At 33.6% G+C, this 20,439-nt stretch carries 19 protein-coding genes and 1 tRNA gene; 17 read left to right on the forward strand and 3 right to left on the reverse strand.

Annotated elements, in window-relative coordinates:
- Positions 1-26: 26 nt before the first annotated feature.
- The 16 genes from atpF to C3E89_RS11520 all read left to right on the forward strand — a co-directional run bounded on the left by atpF (position 27) and on the right by C3E89_RS11520 (position 14,318).
- Positions 27-536, forward strand: a complete 510-nt coding sequence (gene atpF / locus C3E89_RS11445) for a F0F1 ATP synthase subunit B (RefSeq protein WP_236913075.1) — start codon at positions 27-29, stop codon at positions 534-536.
- Positions 524-1,066, forward strand: coding sequence for a F0F1 ATP synthase subunit delta (locus C3E89_RS11450; protein ID WP_236913076.1), 543 nt, complete (start codon positions 524-526; stop codon positions 1,064-1,066). The genes atpF and C3E89_RS11450 overlap by 13 nt, the downstream gene beginning before the upstream one ends.
- 18 nt (positions 1,067-1,084) lie before the next feature.
- On the forward strand, positions 1,085-2,587 hold the full coding sequence (gene atpA, locus C3E89_RS11455) for a F0F1 ATP synthase subunit alpha (protein ID WP_236913077.1): 1,503 nt from the start codon (positions 1,085-1,087) through the stop codon (positions 2,585-2,587).
- Between the two features lie 29 nt (positions 2,588-2,616).
- Positions 2,617-3,474 (forward strand): ATP synthase F1 subunit gamma, encoded by an 858-nt coding sequence (gene atpG / locus C3E89_RS11460; RefSeq protein WP_236913078.1) that lies wholly within the window; start codon positions 2,617-2,619, stop codon positions 3,472-3,474.
- A gap of 19 nt (positions 3,475-3,493) precedes the next feature.
- Positions 3,494-4,891 carry a F0F1 ATP synthase subunit beta gene (atpD, locus tag C3E89_RS11465; protein ID WP_236913079.1) on the forward strand — a complete coding sequence of 466 codons (1,398 nt, stop codon included), beginning with the start codon at positions 3,494-3,496 and terminating at the stop codon, positions 4,889-4,891.
- Between the two features lie 2 nt (positions 4,892-4,893).
- Positions 4,894-5,319: a F0F1 ATP synthase subunit epsilon gene (locus tag C3E89_RS11470; protein WP_236913080.1), complete on the forward strand. Its 426-nt coding sequence runs from the start codon at positions 4,894-4,896 to the stop codon at positions 5,317-5,319.
- Positions 5,320-5,452: 133 nt separating this feature from the next.
- Complete coding sequence (locus C3E89_RS11475; protein ID WP_236913081.1) at positions 5,453-6,250, forward strand: YwmB family TATA-box binding protein; 798 nt, start codon at positions 5,453-5,455, stop codon at positions 6,248-6,250.
- 17 nt (positions 6,251-6,267) lie between these two features.
- Positions 6,268-7,518: a UDP-N-acetylglucosamine 1-carboxyvinyltransferase gene (murA, locus tag C3E89_RS11480; protein WP_236913082.1), complete on the forward strand. Its 1,251-nt coding sequence runs from the start codon at positions 6,268-6,270 to the stop codon at positions 7,516-7,518.
- A 178-nt stretch (positions 7,519-7,696) separates the two neighbouring features.
- A complete protein-coding gene (spoIID, locus tag C3E89_RS11485) occupies positions 7,697-8,725 on the forward strand; it encodes a stage II sporulation protein D (protein WP_236913083.1) in 1,029 nt (342 codons plus the stop codon).
- A 123-nt stretch (positions 8,726-8,848) separates the two neighbouring features.
- Positions 8,849-9,667, forward strand: a complete 819-nt coding sequence (locus C3E89_RS11490; RefSeq protein ID WP_236913084.1) for a M23 family metallopeptidase — start codon at positions 8,849-8,851, stop codon at positions 9,665-9,667.
- 88 nt (positions 9,668-9,755) lie between these two features.
- Positions 9,756-10,010 carry a sporulation transcriptional regulator SpoIIID gene (spoIIID, locus tag C3E89_RS11495; RefSeq protein ID WP_005584568.1) on the forward strand — a complete coding sequence of 85 codons (255 nt, stop codon included), beginning with the start codon at positions 9,756-9,758 and terminating at the stop codon, positions 10,008-10,010.
- A 151-nt stretch (positions 10,011-10,161) separates the two neighbouring features.
- Complete coding sequence (locus C3E89_RS11500) at positions 10,162-11,190, forward strand: rod shape-determining protein (RefSeq protein ID WP_236913085.1); 1,029 nt, start codon at positions 10,162-10,164, stop codon at positions 11,188-11,190.
- A 68-nt stretch (positions 11,191-11,258) separates the two neighbouring features.
- Complete coding sequence (locus C3E89_RS11505; RefSeq protein WP_236913086.1) at positions 11,259-12,305, forward strand: flagellar hook-basal body protein; 1,047 nt, start codon at positions 11,259-11,261, stop codon at positions 12,303-12,305.
- An 11-nt stretch (positions 12,306-12,316) separates the two neighbouring features.
- Positions 12,317-13,111, forward strand: coding sequence for a flagellar basal-body rod protein FlgG (gene flgG, locus C3E89_RS11510; protein ID WP_236913087.1), 795 nt, complete (start codon positions 12,317-12,319; stop codon positions 13,109-13,111).
- 13 nt (positions 13,112-13,124) lie between these two features.
- Positions 13,125-13,436: a rod-binding protein gene (locus C3E89_RS11515; protein WP_236913088.1), complete on the forward strand. Its 312-nt coding sequence runs from the start codon at positions 13,125-13,127 to the stop codon at positions 13,434-13,436.
- Between the two features lie 12 nt (positions 13,437-13,448).
- Positions 13,449-14,318, forward strand: a complete 870-nt coding sequence (locus C3E89_RS11520; protein ID WP_236913089.1) for a transglycosylase SLT domain-containing protein — start codon at positions 13,449-13,451, stop codon at positions 14,316-14,318.
- Between the two features lie 247 nt (positions 14,319-14,565).
- Here the strand turns inward: C3E89_RS11520 and C3E89_RS11525 are convergent, their stop codons facing one another.
- From C3E89_RS11525 to C3E89_RS11535, 3 genes are all read right to left on the reverse strand, one after another.
- Positions 14,566-17,475 (reverse strand): phosphodiester glycosidase family protein, encoded by a 2,910-nt coding sequence (locus C3E89_RS11525; protein ID WP_236913090.1) that lies wholly within the window; start codon positions 17,473-17,475, stop codon positions 14,566-14,568.
- A 242-nt stretch (positions 17,476-17,717) separates the two neighbouring features.
- Positions 17,718-17,794: transfer RNA gene (locus tag C3E89_RS11530), tRNA-Pro, on the reverse strand.
- Between the two features lie 173 nt (positions 17,795-17,967).
- Positions 17,968-19,443 carry a methyl-accepting chemotaxis protein gene (locus tag C3E89_RS11535; RefSeq protein ID WP_236913091.1) on the reverse strand — a complete coding sequence of 492 codons (1,476 nt, stop codon included), beginning with the start codon at positions 19,441-19,443 and terminating at the stop codon, positions 17,968-17,970.
- Positions 19,444-19,915: 472 nt separating this feature from the next.
- On the opposite strand from C3E89_RS11535, the gene C3E89_RS11540 reads away from it, so the two are divergent.
- Positions 19,916-20,383, forward strand: a complete 468-nt coding sequence (locus C3E89_RS11540; RefSeq protein ID WP_236913092.1) for a COG2426 family protein — start codon at positions 19,916-19,918, stop codon at positions 20,381-20,383.
- The last annotated feature ends 56 nt before the right edge of the window (positions 20,384-20,439 follow it).

The following is a 20,439-nucleotide window of genomic DNA, read 5'->3' on the forward strand; positions in this document are numbered from 1 at the left end:
ACCCCTTATAAAAAGGAGGCTTAGTTATGTTTGATGTAAGGGTAATACCAGAACTCTCATCTATGATTTTAACCTTAATAGCAGTTTTAATATTATTTTGGGGTCTTTCAAAATTATTATATAAACCAGTTTCTAAAATTCTTAATGAAAGAAAAGAAAAAATTCAAAATGATATAGATGGAGCTAAAACAGTAAAAGAAGAGGCTATGGCATTAAAAACTGAATATGAATCCAAGCTTCTAGATGCCAGAAAGGAAACACAGGAAATAATAGAAAGTGGAAGAAAACGAGGAGAAGAAATAAAAGAAGATATAATAGCCGAAGCAAAGAAGGAAGCAGAAAATATTGTTGAGAAAGCAAAAAGAGAGATACAAGCTGAAAGAGAAAAGGCTCTTTTGGATGTGAAGATGCAAGCTGGAGAGATGGCAGTTTTAATTGCTTCTAAGATAATTGAAAAGAATGTAGATGCAACTTCTCAACAAGATTTAATAGAAAAATTTGTGGATGAGGTAGGTACGAGAGAATGGCAAAATTAGTAGGTAAAAGATATGCTGAAGCTCTCTTTGAAGCTGGTTTAGAATTGGATAAATTGGAAAAGTTTAAAGAAGATATTGAAAATATTTCAAAAGTTTTGGAGGCGGAAACGGATCTTCAGAAGGTACTTAATCATCCTAAGATTTCAAAGGATGAAAAGAAAGATCTATTAACTTCTATATTTAAGGGGAAGGTATCGGAAGAGATACTTAATTTCCTATTTGTTATTGTAGATAAAAGAAGAGAAGGATCTTTAATTGAAATATCTAAGGAATTTGAAGAACTCTTTAATGAACACAATAATATTTTAAAGGTAACTGCTATAACAGCAATCGATATGGACAATAAAGTAAAAAACAAACTAGTACAGGTACTTAGCAATAAAACCAACAAGACTATAAAATTAAATAATATTGTAGATAGGGATATAATAGGAGGAGTTCTTTTAAGGGTTGAAAATAAAGTTATAGACGGAACCATAAAAGGACAGTTACAAAGTATAGAAAAAACTATAAAAGGCGCAACATTATAGGAAAGCTGGGGTGAAAAAATGGAGTTAAGACCAGAAGAAATTAGTTCTGTAATAAAAGAACAGATAAAAAATTATGAAAAAAGACTTGATATGGTTGATGTAGGAACAGTTATTCAAGTAGGAGACGGCATTGCAAGGGTTCATGGACTTGAAGCTTGTATGGCTGGAGAATTAATTGAATTTCCAGGAGAAGTCTATGGAATGGCTCTTAACTTGGAAGAAGATAACGTTGGTTGTGTGCTTTTGGGCTCCGATAAGAATATTAAAGAAGGAGATACAGTAAAGAAAACAGGAAGGATAGTAGAGGTTCCTGTTGGAGATGTAATGATAGGAAGAGTTGTTAATGCCTTAGGTCAGCCTATCGATGGAAAAGGACCAATAAATGCAACTAAATTTAGGCCTATTGAAAGGATTGCACCTGGAGTTATAACGAGAAAATCTGTAAATCAACCATTACAAACGGGAATTAAATCTATCGACTCTATGTTTCCCATAGGTAGGGGACAAAGGGAGCTTATAATTGGAGATAGACAGACAGGTAAGACGGCTTTAGCTGTAGATACTATTATTAACCAAAGAGGCCAAGATGTTATTTGTATCTATGTAGCCATTGGACAGAAAAGGTCCACTGTAGCTCAAATAGTGGATGTATTTGAGAAAAAAGGTGCTATGGATTATACTATCGTAGTATCAGCTACAGCTAGTGAATTAGCACCATTACAATATATTGCTCCCTATGCAGGAGTAAGTATGGGAGAAGAGTTTATGGATAATGGTAAGGATGTACTTATTGTATATGACGATTTATCTAAACATGCCATTGCCTATAGGGCTATGTCCTTACTATTAAGGCGTCCGCCAGGAAGAGAGGCTTTCCCTGGAGATGTATTTTATCTTCATTCAAGGCTTTTAGAGAGGGCGGCAAAACTAGATGATAAATATGGTGGAGGTTCTATAACTGCTTTACCTATTATAGAAACTTTAGCAGGAGATATTTCTGCATATATTCCAACCAATGTTATATCTATAACCGATGGTCAGATATTCCTTGAAACAGATTTATTCTTTGCAGGACAAAGACCTGCTATAAATACTGGTTTATCCGTATCAAGGGTTGGAGGAGCTGCTCAAATAAAGGCTATGAAAAAGGTAGCAGGAAGTTTAAAACTTGAGTTAGCTCAATATAGGGATTTAGCTGCTTTTGCTCAATTTGGTTCTGAACTTGATAAGGATACTCAACGTAGGCTAGATCAAGGGGAACGAATGATGGAGATATTAAAACAGCCTCAATATAGCCCAATGAAAGTAGAAGATCAGGTTATAATCCTTTATGCAGTAGTCAATGGACATTTAGCAGATATTCCTATAGATAGAATAGCTCAATTTGAAAAGGATTTTTTAAATTATGTAAATAATAATTATCCACAAATTATTGAGTCCATAAGAGAAACTAAGGATTTAACTGAAGATGCAGAAACAAAGATTAATGAAGCTATTGAAGAGTTTAAGAAGAGCTTTTAATATTCCCTTAATAATTGGGGGTGGAATAATTGGCTGAATCAACACGGGATATAAAAAGAAGAATAAGAGGGATAAGTAATACTAGACAGATTACTAAAGCAATGGAATTGGTATCCTCTGCAAAACTTAGGAAAGCTAGGGAAAGGCTTGAAAAATCAAGACCCTATTATAATAAGGTTTATGAAAATATACAGCAAGTACTTAAAGATACAAAGAACTTAAACCATCCCTATTTAAAGGTTAGGGAAGGAGACAGAGCATTATATATAGTGGTATCTGCCGATAGAGGTTTAGCTGGAGGATTTAATTCCAATATAAATAGGTTAGTTGAACATGAAATAGGAGATAAAAAGGATAAGGTTTCTTTAATAACAGTTGGGTTAAAGGCAAGAGATTATTTTAAGAGAAGAGGATACAATGTAATAGAAGAATTTCTTCATATTACAGAAGAACCTTCTTTTTCTCATGCTAAGGCTATTGGAAACCTGATTATGGAAGTTTACGAGAAAGGGGAAGTAGATGAAGTATATATAGCTTATACTCAATTTATTACTACTATTTCTCAACAAGCAAAATTGGTTAAGTTACTTCCCAATAATGAACTAAAGGAAGGCCAAAGTGAAAAAGGTGCTATTATGGAATTTGAGCCTTCCCCAGACGAGGTATTGGATTATTTGATACCTAAGTATATACAATCTGTAATATATGGAGCTTTAATAGAATCATCTTGTAGTCAACAGGGAGCAAGGCGAACTGCCATGGAGTCTGCTACAGATAATGCAGAAGAAATAATAGACGAACTGGAATTAAGCTACAATAGAGCACGTCAAGCAGCCATTACCGCAGAAATTTCAGAAATTGTTTCAGGTGCTGAAGCTCTTAAGTAATAGAGAAAGGAGTGGGGATATGGAAAAGAACATAGGTAAAATTGTTCAGGTAATAGGCCCCGTAGTTGATATCCGATTTAGTGAAGAAAACCTACCTGAATTATTAAATGCCATTGAAATAGATACAGGTGAAGAAAAATTGGTTGTAGAAGTAGCTCAGCATATTGGAGATGATACGGTTAGATGTGTAGCTATGAGTACAACTGATGGCCTTGTAAGAGGCATGGAAGCAGTAAATACTGGAGAACCAATAGCTGTTCCAGTAGGTAGAGAAACTTTAGGAAGATTATTTAATGTATTAGGTAAAGCAATAGATGGCAAGGAGCAAGTAAATGGAGCGAAGATGGCACCCATACACAGACCAGCTCCTTCCTTCGAAGAACAAGGAACTGCTAGAGAGATATTTGAAACTGGGATTAAGGTTGTTGACCTTATTGCTCCTTATTCCAAGGGTGGAAAGATAGGGCTATTTGGTGGAGCAGGAGTAGGGAAGACGGTTTTAATCCAAGAATTAATCAATAATATTGCTACTCAACACGGTGGGCTTTCTGTATTTGCTGGTGTTGGAGAGCGTACTAGAGAGGGAAATGACCTTTATTATGAAATGATCGAATCTGGTGTTATAGACAAAACTGCTTTAGTATTTGGTCAGATGAATGAGCCGCCAGGAGCAAGGATGAGAGTTGCTCTATCCGGATTAACTATGGCTGAATACTTTAGAGATGAAGAAGGTCAGGACGTATTATTGTTTATCGATAATATCTTCCGATTTACTCAAGCAGGTTCAGAAGTATCTGCTTTACTTGGAAGGATGCCTTCAGCAGTAGGTTATCAACCTACTTTAGCAACAGAAATGGGTCAACTTCAAGAAAGAATTACTTCTACAAAGAAAGGTTCTATTACATCGGTGCAAGCTGTATATGTACCTGCTGATGACTTGACTGACCCAGCACCAGCGACTACCTTTGCCCACTTAGACGCAACAACTGTATTGTCACGTCAAATTGCCGAACTGGGTATCTATCCGGCAGTGGATCCATTGGATTCCACATCTAGGATTCTAGACCCTGAAGTAGTAGGGCAAGAACATTATGAAGTGGCAAGGGGAGTTCAAGAAGTGTTGCAAAGATATAAAGATTTACAGGATATAATTGCTATCCTTGGAATTGATGAGCTTTCTGATGATGACAAATTAACTGTTGCACGAGCGAGAAAGATTCAACGATTCCTATCACAACCTTTTACAGTTGCTGAGCAATTTACAGGAATGAAGGGAACTTATGTTCCTATAAAGGAAACAGTAAGAGGATTTAAGGAGATATTAGAAGGGAAACATGATGATATTCCTGAACAGGCTTTCTTTATGGTAGGAACCATCGATGAAGCTTTAGAAAAAGCAAAAAGTATGGAGGGATAGTAATGGGTTTTATGCTTGAAATAGTCACCCCTGATAGGGCTTTTTTCTCCGATGAAGTGGATATGGTCATCGTGAGAGGAATAGAAGGGGATTTAGCTGTCTTGGAAAACCGAGCACCCCTATTAACACCTCTTGCCATAGGGAAAGTAAGGATAAGTAAAGATGGAAAACAAAGAGTAGCCGCAATAGTGGATGGCTATATCTCCGTTCAAAAAGATAAAACTACAATAATTACAGACTCTGCTGAATGGCCTGAGGAAATAGATGTAGACAGGGCTAAAGAGGCAAAGGAAAGAGCAGAGAAACGTCTAAAGGAAAACCCAGAAGGTTTAGATATACTTAGAGCTGAAAATGCTCTAAAGAGAGCATTAAATAGGTTAGAAGTAGCAAATATTAAAAAAATTAATGATGAAAATTTTAGACAATAGGTATAAAAAGTACCCTTTCTTGGTAATACTTTTATCATAAGGAAAGGGTATTTTTTAATGATAAAAATGTTTTGTCCCCCTTTACATTTTTATTTAAATACCCTTTTCCTTAAAAATAATTGGAGGTAAGGGTATGAAAAAAATTAATAAATTTTTAATTATGGGAATAATTCTTTTTTTACTAATACCTATATTTGGATTTAGTGAAAACAAATATGAGGAAAGAGATTTGTTAATGGGAGTTTTAGAGGAAACTGGAGCTACTTTTTCGGAAGGAGACATAAGCTTAGGTGGAACAATTCTTGATAGATTTATTGGCTATGAGGAAATTGTAGATATTGGTTATACTATTAGGGATGAGTTGGATATACAATATACTGAATTAGAAAATGATAATTTAAATACAGAAATGGAAGATGATTATTATTGGGAAGAAATCGTAGAAGAAGAGGGTTTCATTCAACTTACAATGCAAGGATTAGACAGATATAATAATTTAGTAACAATTACATTATCCTCCTATAAAGATATAGATCAAGGGCCAAGTGAAACATATCTTTTTATAAATTTAATAAATAGGAAGCAATTTGTTGAAATAAATGATATAATAGTAAAGGTGGAAAAGATTTTTGACGAATATGAAAAACCTGTGAATATTACTACTTGTGTAATGGGCACCTATGATGGTCAAATAGACCTAAAGGAAAATGAAAAGAAAATACTAGGAGTGATCAAGACTATAAAAGGATCTGTTGTAGAAGAATACAAAGAAGATGGTGTTCTAAGTTTTTCACTCTTCACTCCTTATATTGAGGAACATGTATTTACAGGGAATAATAAGATGAATTTGAATATTGCTATTAGGTTTAATGAATATGAGGGGAAAACCTATATATGGATAGGAACACCTATAATAACTATTGGCTACTAGAATTAGGAGGGATTTGTTTGAATAAAATAATGGTGGAAAAAAGTCCTCCATTAAGGGGAAACGTAAGGATAAGTGGAGCAAAGAATTCTGCATTACCCATTTTGGCTGCTTCTTTGTTAGGAACAGAAGATATCATTCTTGAAGATGTACCAAAACTTAAGGATGTAGAAGTTATATCTGAGGTATTATCATCTTTAGGGGCAAAAGTAGAATTTTTAGATAAAGGAATTATAAAGATTAATTCTAAGGATATAAACAATTATGAGACACCCTATGAGTTGATGAGTAAGATGAGGGCTTCCTTTCTTGTGATGGGACCTTTATTGACCAGGCTTGGGAAAACTAAAACATCTTTACCGGGAGGATGTGCTATAGGAACTAGACCTATAGATTTACATTTAAAAGGATTTAGGGCTTTAGGAGCAGAAATAGATGTAGATCATGGTAATATTGGGGCTTATGCAGATAAACTAGTTGGAGATAGGATTTATTTGGATTTTCCAAGTGTTGGAGCTACTGAAAACATTATGATGGCAGCCGTAATGGCAGAAGGAGAAACTATAATAGATAACGCTGCTATGGAACCAGAAATCGTTGATTTAGCTAATTTTCTTAATAAATTAGGAGCAGATATTAAAGGAGCTGGAACCAGTAGTATCAGGATAAAAGGGGTAAAAGAATTAGGTGGGGCTACCCATTCTGTTATTCCAGATAGGATTGAGGCAGGAACCTTTATGGTAGCAGCAGCTATTACTAAAGGAGATATTTTAGTAGAAAATGTAATAACTAGTCATATTAAGCCTGTTATTGCAAAACTTAGGGAGGCAGGCTGTCAAGTGTATGAAAATGGAGATAAGGTAAGGGTAATAGGGGCTGATGAAATAAAATCAGTAGATATTAAAACATTACCTTATCCAGGTTTTCCAACAGATATGCAGGCACAATTCATGTCTCTCATGAGCATTTCTAAGGGGACAAGTGTAATTATTGAAACAGTTTTTGAAAATAGGTTTATGCATGTAGATGAATTGAAGAGGATGGGAGCAGATATAAAAATTGACGGTAGGTCTGCAATAATTCAAGGAGTAGATAATTTAATGTCAGCTCCAGTAAAAGCCACAGATCTAAGAGCAGGGGCTGCCTTAGTATTAGCAGGCTTAGTTTCTGATGGAGTTACAGAAATAGGAGATATTTATCATATAGATAGAGGATATGACAATATAGAAGAAAAGCTGACAAAATTAGGAGCTAAAATATATAGAGTTTAATCAATTGACAATATGGGATTCACATAGGACGAATTTTTCGTCCTTTTTTTATTTCTCAAAAGATCAAAGGTCTCCCCAATATTCTCAATTCACAGTTAGTATGGAAGATGCCTTTCTTGTTATATTTTTATCTTCACTAGCATATGATATTGTATACTAAAGGTAAGAGGGGGAAGCGATGAAAAAAATTGGAATATATACTATTGTGGTTCTAATACTAACCATTTTTATTCCTTCCATAATAGTTAAAACTTTTAATTTTGTTCCTAAAGAAAACAGTTTGGGGAAGAGAAATGTTAGGTCTCAGCAGGAGGAAGCTCCTTATGATGAAGAATATAATGGATACATAAAAGTATACGATACTAGGAATCAGCAAGTAATTGAGATGGCTTTAGAAGAATATGTGAAAGGAGTAGTGGCTGCAGAAATGCCTGCCGAGTTTCATATGGAAGCCTTGAAGGCTCAAGCTGTAGCCAGTAGAACCTATGCCATAAGTAGAACTTTGAATTATAAAGAAGGCCATCCTGATCATATAGAGGCTCCTCTTTGTACAGGCATCCATTGTCAAGCCTATCTTACATTAGAGGAATTAAACAATATCCATGCTAAGGATTGGGAAGAAAAATACTGGTCTAAGATTGAGAAAGCTGTGGATTCGACTAAAGGGCAAGTATTATATTACGAAGGGGAAATAATAGAGCCATTATATCATTCTACAAGTGGGGGAATGACGGAAGATGCTCTAGATGTTTTTGCAGTAGATTTACCATATTTGAAATCAGTAGAAAGTCCCTATGAAGAAGAAGCTCCAAAGTTTAAAAGCTTGGTCACGATGACTGGAGATGAATTTATCAACAAACTTCTTAAAAAATATCCTGGCTCCAATATTACTAAGGATAATCTAGGAGAAAAGATTAAGTTAGTGGAAAAAACTCAAAGCGGTAGGATAAAAAAAATAGCCATAGATGGTTCTGTTATAAATGGTAGAGAGATAAGAGAATTATTTGAATTGAATTCTACCAATTTTACAATAACCTATAACCCAAAGACCAATATAGTAGATATTGAAACTATAGGTTATGGCCATGGAGTAGGTATGAGTCAATGGGGTGCTAATGGTATGGCTAAAAACAACAAAGGCTACGAGGAGATTTTGAAGCATTATTATACAGGAGTAGAGTTAGAACAATTGTTAATTGAGAATTGACAATTATGAATTTATTGTAAGGGCAGACCCTTAGGTCTGCCCTTACATATTTTTACGGAAATTTTTATTAATCTATGTATTAAATAGATAAAAGTGGAAATAATACCTATTGGAGGTGGGGGAATGAAAAACAGACTGGGAAAGCTAATTGAAAAAGATGGATTTTATATTATCTTATTTATCTGTGTATGTGTAGTGGCAGTTACCACAGTATTGGTTTCAAAAAGAAATCTGACTGAGAAGAATAAAGACAATCTGTCTCAAAAGGAGGATTTTGTTATTGTCAATGATGAATTAGATTTAGAGTCTTCTTTGGATATATCCGAGGCAATGGAAGATAAAATAGAAGAAGAATCTATTAAGGATATTCCAGAAATGGAAGAAGAAACAGAAGAAGAGATTAGGGAAGAAACATATGGAGATGAAGAAGCTGAGGAAACAATGGCAGAAGGAGATGATGAGGAAGGAATTGAAGAAGATTTAGAATTTATAGATAAAGAAATTCCTCCAACATCAACAGAAGCTATGATGGCACCGGTAGAAGGGGTAATGGGCACTGATTTTACAGAAGATAATTTAATTTATTCAGAAACTTTAGAAGAGTGGACAGCTCATAAAGGGATCGATATATTGGCAGAGGAAGGAAGCCAGGTAGTAGCTGCTCTATCAGGAAAGGTACAAGAAGTATATAATGATCAGTTATGGGGAATAGTAATTATACTAGATCATGGTAATGGACTTATGACAAAATATGCTAATCTATCTACAGGAGATATGGTGCAGGAAGGTTCTCAGATTGGTAAGGGGGAAGTAATAGGTAAGGTAGGTAAAACGGCTTCAATTGAAATGATGATGAAACCTCATGTCCATTTTGAAGTCATTAAAGATGGGATAAGCGTAGATCCAAAAGAGTATGTACCAGCCTTTATCTATTCAAACTAGTATATATTTGTTCTAATAGGAATTTAAAATGCATATGTATTTACAAAGATTAAAAACCCAAAACAAAGTTCAAAGGGGGTAGACCTATTTGAAAGATTATATAGAAGAAAGGGCATTGGAGATTGCAAAATACATAATAAGTGAAAAAGCTACTGTAAGGCAAGCAGCAGGTGTTTTTGGAGTAAGTAAAAGTACAGTCCACAAGGATGTGACAGAACGTCTTCCCAAGATAAACCCTCTTATTGCAACTATGGTAAAACAAGTTCTGGAGCAGAACAAAGCTGAAAGACATATTAGAGGGGGGAAAGCAACTAAATTAAAGTACAAAGCGATTAACGATTAAATAGGTCCATAAGGAAAGACAAAAGTCTATCCTTATGGCCTTTTGGTTTTTTTGGATAATATTGCAAATAAAAAAGGAATTTTTGGAATTATAGAGAATATATATGGTATAATGTGTAGATGTAAAGAGTAGATAAAAAGGGGGCAAATATATGGCTGCTTTTAGAACGGATCTAGGTATCGACTTGGGAACAGCAAGTATTTTGGTATATGTCAAAGGAAAAGGCATTGTACTAAACGAACCTTCAGTAGTAGCGATAGATCAGAACACTAACAGATTTTTAGCAGTAGGAGAAGAAGCAAAAAAAATGCTGGGAAGAACTCCAGGAAATATAATAGCTTTACGCCCTATGAGAGATGGAGTAATTTCTAATTATCAAATTACTGAAAGGATGTTAAAATACTTTTTTAGTAAGACAATAGGAAAAACAATTTTTAAACCGAGAGTAATAATATGTGTACCTAGTGGAATAACGGAAGTAGAAAAAAGGGCAGTACTTGAAGCTAGTAACCATGCTGGTGCTAGAAGGACTTTCCTCATAGAAGAACCAATTGCTGCAGCAATAGGAGCAGGAATAGACATAACAGAGCCCGATGGAAATATGATAGTAGATATAGGCGGTGGAACGACAGATGTGGCTGTTATTTCCTTAGGGGGTATAGTTTTAAGTAAGTCTATGAAGATTGCAGGGGATGAATGTAATGAAGCTATATCTAGATATATAAGGAAAAAACATAATATGATGATAGGAGAAAGAAGTGCAGAAGATTTAAAAATCCAAATAGGAACTGCATATCCTAGAGAAAAGGAAGTTCTAATGGAAGTAAGGGGTAGAAATTTACTAACAGGCTTACCAAGGACTGTAAAAATATCCTCAAGTGAAATGTTAGAGGCTTTAGAAGAACCAGTTTCCCAGATAATTGAAACCGTTCATTCTGTTTTGGAGAAAACCCCTCCAGAATTAGCAGCTGACATAGGAGATAAGGGTATTGTAATGACAGGTGGCGGAGGTCTATTATATGGACTGGATAAACTTATTATGGAGAAAACAGGAATAAAGGCCAATGTAGTAGACAATCCTATTGGCGCTGTAGCAATAGGCACTGGAAGGGCTTTAGAATGGGTTAATCTATTGGAATCGGATTTAATAGATTCAGATTCTATAAGGATAAATAATTAAAGTATTTTTTGAACATGCCGATAATAATTATTGAGATTTATATTTGGATTATAGGAAGGGGAATTCTAGTGAACCGAGGACTATATATTAATGCTACTTCTTTAGCAACAAATCAGAAAAAACTTGAAGTTTTAGCTAATAATTTAGCTAATGTAAATACTGCAGGTTTTAAAAAGGATATGACCTTAACTGAAACGTTTCCCGAAAAATTATTATCGAAAATAAATGGTCAAAGGCCTAGACCTAGGTTAAGGGGAGAAAACCAAATAGACTATGAAACTGATGGACAGATTCATAGGGCTAGTACAAACAATGGATATTTTGTAGTTGAAACCCCTATGGGAAATAGTTATGTAAAGGATATCCGCTTCATCATAGATGATGATGGATATTTTAGAACTTTTTATCAGGATGGTAGAGAAGACTATAATACGGATTATGAAAACTTCATAACCGATGGACAAGGGAATCGATTGCAAGGGGCAGGGGAAGATATAGGAGGGCTTTTAGAAGGAATTGTTTATAACCCCCCTTCTCGTGTAGTAGGAACTATGAATGCAGGATTAAAGTTTCAAAAGATTGTCACGGATTTTACTCAAGGGAATATGAATGAAACAGGAGGTACTTATGATTTAGCTTTAAATGGTTTTGGGTTCTTCAAGATAGTAGATCAAGAAGGAAATACCTACTATACACGTGATGGGTCTTTCGTTGTAAATCAAGATGGATTTCTTTCTACATTAAGAGGGGAAATAGTTCAAGGTATAAATGGAGATATACATATAGAAGGGAATAAAGTTACTATAGGGACTAATGGATCAGTAATGGTTGATGATAATATAGTAGGAACTTTAGATATAGTAGACTTAGATAATAGGGAGTTTCTAAGGAAAATTGGAGATAATTTATACCAGATGGCAGAAGGAGTAGAAGCGGAAGAAATCCCTTATGAAGGAGAGGTATTACAAGGGTATCTGGAAGGATCTAATGTAAATGCCATTCAAGAGATGGTAGAGATGATTACTTTACTTAGGGAATTCGAAGCAGGGCAAAAGGCAATTAGAGTACAAGATGAGATCTTAGAAAAGTCTTCAAATGAAATAGGAAGAGTTTAGGAGGTTAGAAAATGAGAGCATTATGGACTGCAGCAACAGGAATGAAGTCACAACAGTTTAATATAGATACTATAGCAAACAATTTATCCAATGTAAATACTACATCCTATAAGACACAGAGAGCAGAATTTAAAGATTTATTCTATACTACTTTGAAGAGAACAAATATGGTAGATGAAGAAGGAAGACCTGTAAACTTAGAAGTAGGTCATGGAGTTATGCCTACCGCTACAAAAAAAGATTTTAAGCCAGGAAGTTTTATTGAAACTAATGGAACCTTTGATTTAGCCATTGATGGCGAAGGCTTTTTTGCAGTATTATTGCCTAATGATGAGGTTAGATATACTAGAGATGGTAGTTTTAAATTGAGTGTGGATTTTGATGAGGCTATGTTAGTTACTTCCGAAGGCTATATTGTACTAAGTGAAGATGAGGATGAAATATTCATTGAATCTGGTCTAAGTGATATTACTATAGATGATTTAGGATATATTACAGGGTTAGATGAGGAAGGGGATATAGTAGATTTAGGTAGAATTGGTCTATTCCATTTTACTAATCCAGAAGGACTAGTGTCGGAAGGCCAAAATCTATATAGTGAAACAGTAGCTTCAGGAGAACCACTGCTAGTTGAAGCTGAAGAAATGAGTGGCAGGATGGTTCAAGGTTATTTAGAAGCCTCTAATGTACAGGTAGTAGATGAAATGGTTAAGATGATTACAGCTCAAAGGGCTTATGAAATTAACTCCAAGACTATACAAACAGCAGATGAAATGCTTCAATTAACTAATAATTTGAAAAGATAATGAGGTGGATTAGATGGAAATAAATGTGGATCTAAATACTGACCCTACAATATTACAAAAGAGAATGGAAGCACTAAACTCCCATAAGGAAGATGAAAGGTTAAAAAAGGCTTGTAAGGAATTTGAGTCCATATTTCTATCCATGATGTTTAAAGAAATGAAAAAAACAATACCCGACAGTGGATTAATTGAAAAGAGTACAGGCAGGAAGATATTTGAAGATATGCATATTGAAGAATTATCCAAAGAGATAGCAAATGAAGATGGATTTGGTATAGCAGAAATGTTATACCAACAATTTAAAAATGGCCATATAAGTTGGTAGGAGGTTAATATAATGGGGAAGAAAATAATAGCCTTGCTAATGGTCTTCGCTATATTATTTGGGATAGTTAATATTGGTTTTTCTCAAAGTAGAAATCCTTCTAGACAAGAAGTTGAGAAGATTATTGAGGAAGTTGCTACTAAGAGGGGTATACCTAGTGTTATTTTAAAATGTATTGCAAAAATAGAAAGCGGTTTTAAACAATTTGATTCAAATGGAAAGCCCTTAATGGGATCTAATAGATATGTTGGCATAATGCAGATTGATAAAGAAGGAAATATTTATAATGTTGAAAGACTTATAAAGGATCCTGTATATAATATAGAGGCAGGGGCAGACCACTTGTTAGGTAAGTGGAAGACTGCTAACGATAAAATGACTCAAATAGGCAATATGGACCCAAACATATTAGAACATTGGTATTTTGCTCTATGGGGATATAATGGTTTATTAGATAGAAATGATCCAAATAAAAGCGATAAAACCTATCAGGATAGGATTTATGAAATAGCATTGAAGGATTATAATCAAAAAATAAATCCTATTAATAAAAGATCTGTACCTAGTAGAGGTGGATATCCTAGGAGTGATAGGAGGATTGTAACCCCAGAAGTATATCATGAAGGGGATATAATCAAATATTCAGTTGGTGATATAGTAAAATCGGATATCCTGGAGAAAGCAAAGGGAAAGGACCAATTAGTTCTTCATGATAAACCTAGAGGCAATGCAATAGGAACTGTAAAGGAAGAGCAGACTATGACCATATTGGAAGGGCCGGTGTTGAGAAGAGGGTTTTATTTTTATAAGGTAAGGGTCAATGAAGATTTAAGAGAAGGTTGGGTTTATGGAAACTGGATAGTTTTATCAATGGGTAGTTGATAATTTTGACAATACACGATGAACAATTATTGGAGTCTAACTTTTATTTATCAATTTGGATTAATCTCTCCTTTAGCTGGTAATAATATTGGTTAAAGGAGGGGTTATATGAGGAAAAGAATTTTTTATACTTTTTTTGCTATTATACTTACAATATTTACAGTAGGAATTATTTTGTACAATTGATATTTTATATATAAAAAAACTGGACTATCTTGAGTCCAGTTTTTCCTTTTGAGGTCTATAATCAATTGGTAATCTGATAAGTTATATCCTTGCCATTTACGACAAATTCTATGGAGTTAATATTTTTAATATCTTCTAAGGTTTCAATCTTTTTATTGTTAAATTCTATATATCGAATGCCATCTTTTAATTCAGTTCTAGTGGTATTTCCATTATAAATTACCCAAACACTTTTACCTTTTTCAAAGGTTTCCACTAAAGTGTCATGGAGTAGATCAGCTTCTAATTTATCCTTAAATCCCCCAGATCCGAATATTGGAGTATTTAAGAATAGAATTATATGATCTTCTTCTGCATTAGCTAATCCATTTTTCAACCATAACCATTGTTGTGGATTAGTAGGCCTAATTCCACCTTTTATACTACTTATGTCCATGGCCATTAGATTTTTATACCTATGGGTTTTGTATGGATTGCCCATATTTATTTTATTTGAGCTAATGGTTTTGTTAAATCCATCACTTGTTTTTCCTATAAATAGACCTAAATTATGTGAATTAACCTTATTTTTGATTTTATCTATTTGAGCTTGTCCACCAATTTCCTGAAGATTATTAGGTAATCTAGTAACTATAAAGGAATACCCACCTTCAGTTTTTTCAGATTTAGTATTTTTTCCATCCTTAAAGCTAGTTGGAGTTGGCACTTCAACATTATCGTAGGATGGTGGATAGTGGGCCATTAAATTATCCAATAAAATTTCTCCAGAATATTTTTTAGTAGTATCAGTTTCTACTACATAAAGTCTTTCTAAAACAATGGGGTAAACTACATTAGAAGGAATATTGGCTTCTACGTATTGCCATTCTGTGGAGTTCAAAGATTTTGTAAAATCTAAAGTATGGCTGTTTCCATTTTTATCTTTAACAGTACCCCTTAACCAAGCTCCATTATTATCTCCTTTTATCCAAAGAGATAATTTATTTGGCATTCCTTTTAAGGCAAGTCCATTTTTTCCTTCTGGTTTAAATAGTATATATGAAGCTCTAGTGTCTTCACCTTGAGTAAAGTCATATTTAAGGCCTATACTATTTTGACCTTCCTTAGCGATAGTACTCTGGGAAATTTCACCTTTTACATATTCAGGATAAGTAGTTATGCTAAATTTATTGATATTTTCAAATCCTTCTATTAATGAGCTGTTACCAGAACCAATGGATACTAGAATATTATTTATGGTTTCTCCTACTCGGCCAGTAATAGCACCGGCAACTGCTTTGTCTCCACTGTAGAATACTCCATTTTCAACATAGCCTATATCTCCACTAACTGTCCACTCTATGTCTTCAAAATAAATTATGGCTTTGAACCCGTTTTTGTCTTTTCCATAGATTGTTCCAATGTTTTTCTGACTATTAGGATGTAGACTGAATTTATCTGCTGAGAAAACAATGCTCTTAACTTCATCTAATACCTTAATATCTAAAGTAGAAGTTATACCTTGATAATTGGCTTTTATGGTTACATTACCAGAAGATTTAGCTTTAAAAGTATTTCCTTCTATTTCTCCTTCAGCCCCTTCGAAAGTATATTTTACTTGATTTTGATCTACTTCTACTGGATTATGATATTGGTCATAGCCTTTAACTGTAAATCTTCTAGAAGTATTAGGCAACATTTTAGCTTCATCTGTATTTATCTTTATATAGGAAAGTTCACCTTTAGGTGCATTAGAAAAAACTCCAACACCGTTTACAACCCTTCGTTCTCCACCTTCAGAAGGCTTGTTTACAACCTTTGTTACTTGCTCATCCACAGGTTTAATAGCCATGGTAGTAGAGCCGCCTCCATCTAGATTTATAGCATTATAAGCCCCTAAATCTTTAAGAATAGTTGCAAATATCTCTTGACTAACACCTGTATAGGAAACATCTCTACCATCAATGGTAGCAATTATTAATTCCTTTCTATCTTCCGAAATTCCTATTCCTGTCCTTGGGTGCTTTCCTTTAATATTTATATTAGAATTAATTATCTTTCCATCTTTAAGAATAATACTGCCTCCACCAATAGCAAATTTAATACTCTCTAGATTAGGAGTTGTACCTACGGATAGTTTTACCTCATCTCCTACATTGAAATTAGTTAACAAAGGTTCTGCTCTATTCCCTCTTACAGCTATAATATATCCGTTTTCTGGGATGGACACTGCTTCTTTACCAATTCTAATTTCCTGAACTATATTATCAACTACTACCATTTCAACCATTTCATTATTATAAGTAAAATTTGGTTTTTCATTTATTTGGCTATTTGTATTTTCCTTTGTCTCTCCATTGGCTTTATCATTAGGTTTACCATTATATTTATTGCCAAAGGATTTTGAGCCCCAATGTTTATTTAATAAAGTTACCATATTCATATCCGCTGCTTTGTTGATTAAACTTATTCGTATAGATTCACCTGAATTTAATGAGGTCAGGTTCATACTTCTATCGAAAAAGGTTATATCTGGATTGTTTTCTATATCTAAATAAAAAGTAGGCAGAGCGTAAGCTCTTTCAATTGGAGATGATAATACTTCTCCTTTATCAATAAAGGTTCCCATAGAGTAAGAGAGAGGGCTGTATTCAAAAAAATCTCCATTAACTCCTGCAACGGCATTTTTTTCTTTTACCATATTACTAACGCTATCCCTATTAGATAACCCCTTATTGCTAAATAATCCACCTATTTCAGCGTATTCATCTGTTAAGTCTACTCGCACCACATTTATATGCCACCAACCATCAGAAGTAAACTTCTTTATGTTCTCATATAGAATACCGGATCCAAGATATTCTGAACTTTTAGTTTCATAGATTCTATAAGGCATATTAACTGCATTGGCAGTTAAGGATGGGGCTGTTGAAGTAATTAAACCGACTGCAATAATTAATAACAAAAATATATTTTTAATCCATTTCTTCAAAAATATCACCTCTCCTTGATTAAACAAATAAGTAAACACCTTTTCCATTTTTTAATTGATGAAATTATCTATTGCCCCTTCCAACCCCCTTTCCACATGAGTAACCTTATCTTTAGACATTCATAATATCATTATATAATGGAAATATATCAATATGGTTACAATTGTATTACAAACATCTAACAAGTAGATTTTAGACATAAAAAAAGAAGGATTGAAATTTCAATCCTTCTTTTAAATAATGGTCGGGGTGAGAGGATTCGAACCCCCGGCCCCATGGTCCCAAACCACGTGCGCTACCAAACTGCGCTACACCCCGCTGACCACTATTATAGTATAAGGGATAAGTGTATAAAATGCAAGATATATAAATGAAGCAAAAACGACTATTATAGGTAATTAGATTGATATATTTAATAAATACTAAGTAAATCTCATCATATTTAAGTATTTTGTTTATGAGTTGGCAAATGCCAACTCATAGAATAAACCTTAATTGTTTTCCAATAGTTCCCTTAATTTAGTCATTAAAACTTCCAATTCCTTAAAACTATTGATAATTTCTTCTACCCTACTATCCTCTTCCGTTATATTAGCTGCCACTTCCTCTACTGCTGCAGAATTTTCTTCTGTTACACCGGTTATGGCCATGATCTCATTTAGAATTGATTCAGAGTTTTTATGTACTTTAGATATTTTTTGTTTCACATCATCAGCTTGAACTAATACATTATTTGTATTTTCATTTATTTCTTTGAATAAATCGTAAACATCATTAGTGGCAATTTTACTGGAGTTAAATAGTTCCTGGTCTTTATGAACCTTATTGGTTACTTCTTTTGTTTTCAGTTGAACTTCTCCTAATATAGATGATATTTCTTCGGTGAATTTACTTGAGTTTTCAGCTAGATTTCTAATTTCTTCAGCTACCACAGCAAAGCCCTTGCCATGGTCGCCTGCTCTTGCTGCTTCTATTGCTGCATTTAAAGCTAATAAATTGGTTTGTTCTGCAATTTCATTTATGGATTTAAGTATTATACTAATCTGTCCTGACTGTTGGTTTAGTTCTTCTAAAATAGCTGTTGTTGTATCCATACTTGTATTTACTTCTTCGATTTCATTTGTTAGTGAGACTACCTTTTTACTTCCATTTTCAGCAATATTGAAAGTATTCTGAGATAATTGAGCCATCTTTTCTGCTGCCTTAGTTACTAGTTGTATTTCGTCATTACTTTTTATTATAGATTGATTTATATCTGTAATGCTATGAGATTGGGATTCTATACTATTAGCTATTTCATGGGAGGTATTAGCAACTTCTTCGGAAATTTTCTTGATAATTTCTAAATTCTCCATTAGGTTCAGACTGAAAGTGCTAATAGTTGTTAGAGTATCACTTAATTGAGACATTAAAATGTCAATTTGTGCTTTATCTTCTACTAATTCCATATTCTTATTTTCTAATTGGTTAGTCATTTTTTCGCCGATTTTACTTTGGAATGCTAATACCGAGGTTATTAATACCAGATAAAGGTTTAAGGAAATAAGTTTTTGACCATCTAACCCTGGAAACATAATATCTTTATATTGGTAGTAGAAATAATTGGTTAATATAAAATTGATAATCCCAATAAGAATTATAGGTTTGAAATCTTGAAATATTGATACAACAGCAATACCATAATACAATAGGATATAATTAGCTGTATGTGGATGAGATTTGATTAATAGAAAGCTTAAGGAAGCCATGCCTATTACAACTATATACCTAACAGCTTTTTCAAATATTCGTTTATAAGTCAATAACCAAGAAGGAATAAGGGCTATTGCACCAACAATGGCTAAAGTTAATATAGTTGACATTGGAACTTTATTAACAAAGTCCACAATTAGTCCTAGTACCAAAGAAAATAACATTAATTTAGTTACAATTTTATTCTTTTCAAATATAAAATCCTTTTGAGTCATAATAATCCCCCTGTTTAATTAGTATATTGTTATACAAAACTTCCTATTTCGTTACCAGAAGTTATAGCTCCCCAAGATCTTCGTTGTTTTACAACCACTAGGACCTGCTCCTACTATGGCTATATTTCAACTCTTGTTTAATTTCCTTATTATCCTCCTTCCATAATATTATTTCAACATAAGTTGTTAAAATTATCTCAATTAATATACATTATACCACATAAAAAATTAGTTTTTGGCAAAAAAATGCAATTATTGCAACGAACCCTATTATTGGAAAAGGGGGTCTATGAAGTATTGTAAAATACAATGGGTTATCAATCATATAATTAAAGGAATAGAGAAATAGGACTATTTATCCAGATAAATATTTATTAAAATAAAAATTAATAAAGGATTTTACTCTCGTTTGTAGAATATATTATAAGGGTTTACAATGGAACTTATTAATAATAAAAAAGGAGTCTTGCTTATGTTTGAACTATTAGAAGAATTAAAAAGAGAAATACTAGTTATACTAATGGCCGCTATGCCTATATCCGAACTAAGGGGCGCTATACCTTTAGGCATATCTTTAGGTTTAAGTCCAATTCATAGCACTATTATAAGCATTATAGGCAATATGGCTATAGTTCCTATTTTATTAAAAATATTGAATCCAGTAATGAATTATTTAGAAAAAACCTTCCTATTCTCTAAATTTATTGGTTGGGTTAAAAGGAGAACTTTGAAAAGGACTAGGGATACAATTAAAAAGTATAGTTTATTAGGTCTATTTATTTTAGTAGCCATTCCCATACCAACTACAGGGGCTTGGACTGGGTGTATAGCTGCAACTTTACTTAAAGTAGATTATAAAAATGCATTATTGGCAATTCTTTCTGGAGTATTTACTGCTGGAATAATAGTATCCACTATAAGCTATCAAGTTTTTGGGTAACTAGATTAAAGTTTGACTTACCCCTATAGTTATGTTAAAATATGTATATTAAATTA

Source organism: Clostridium sp. Cult1, assembly GCF_021655095.1.
Taxonomy (GTDB): domain Bacteria; phylum Bacillota; class Clostridia; order Tissierellales; family Tepidimicrobiaceae; genus Schnuerera.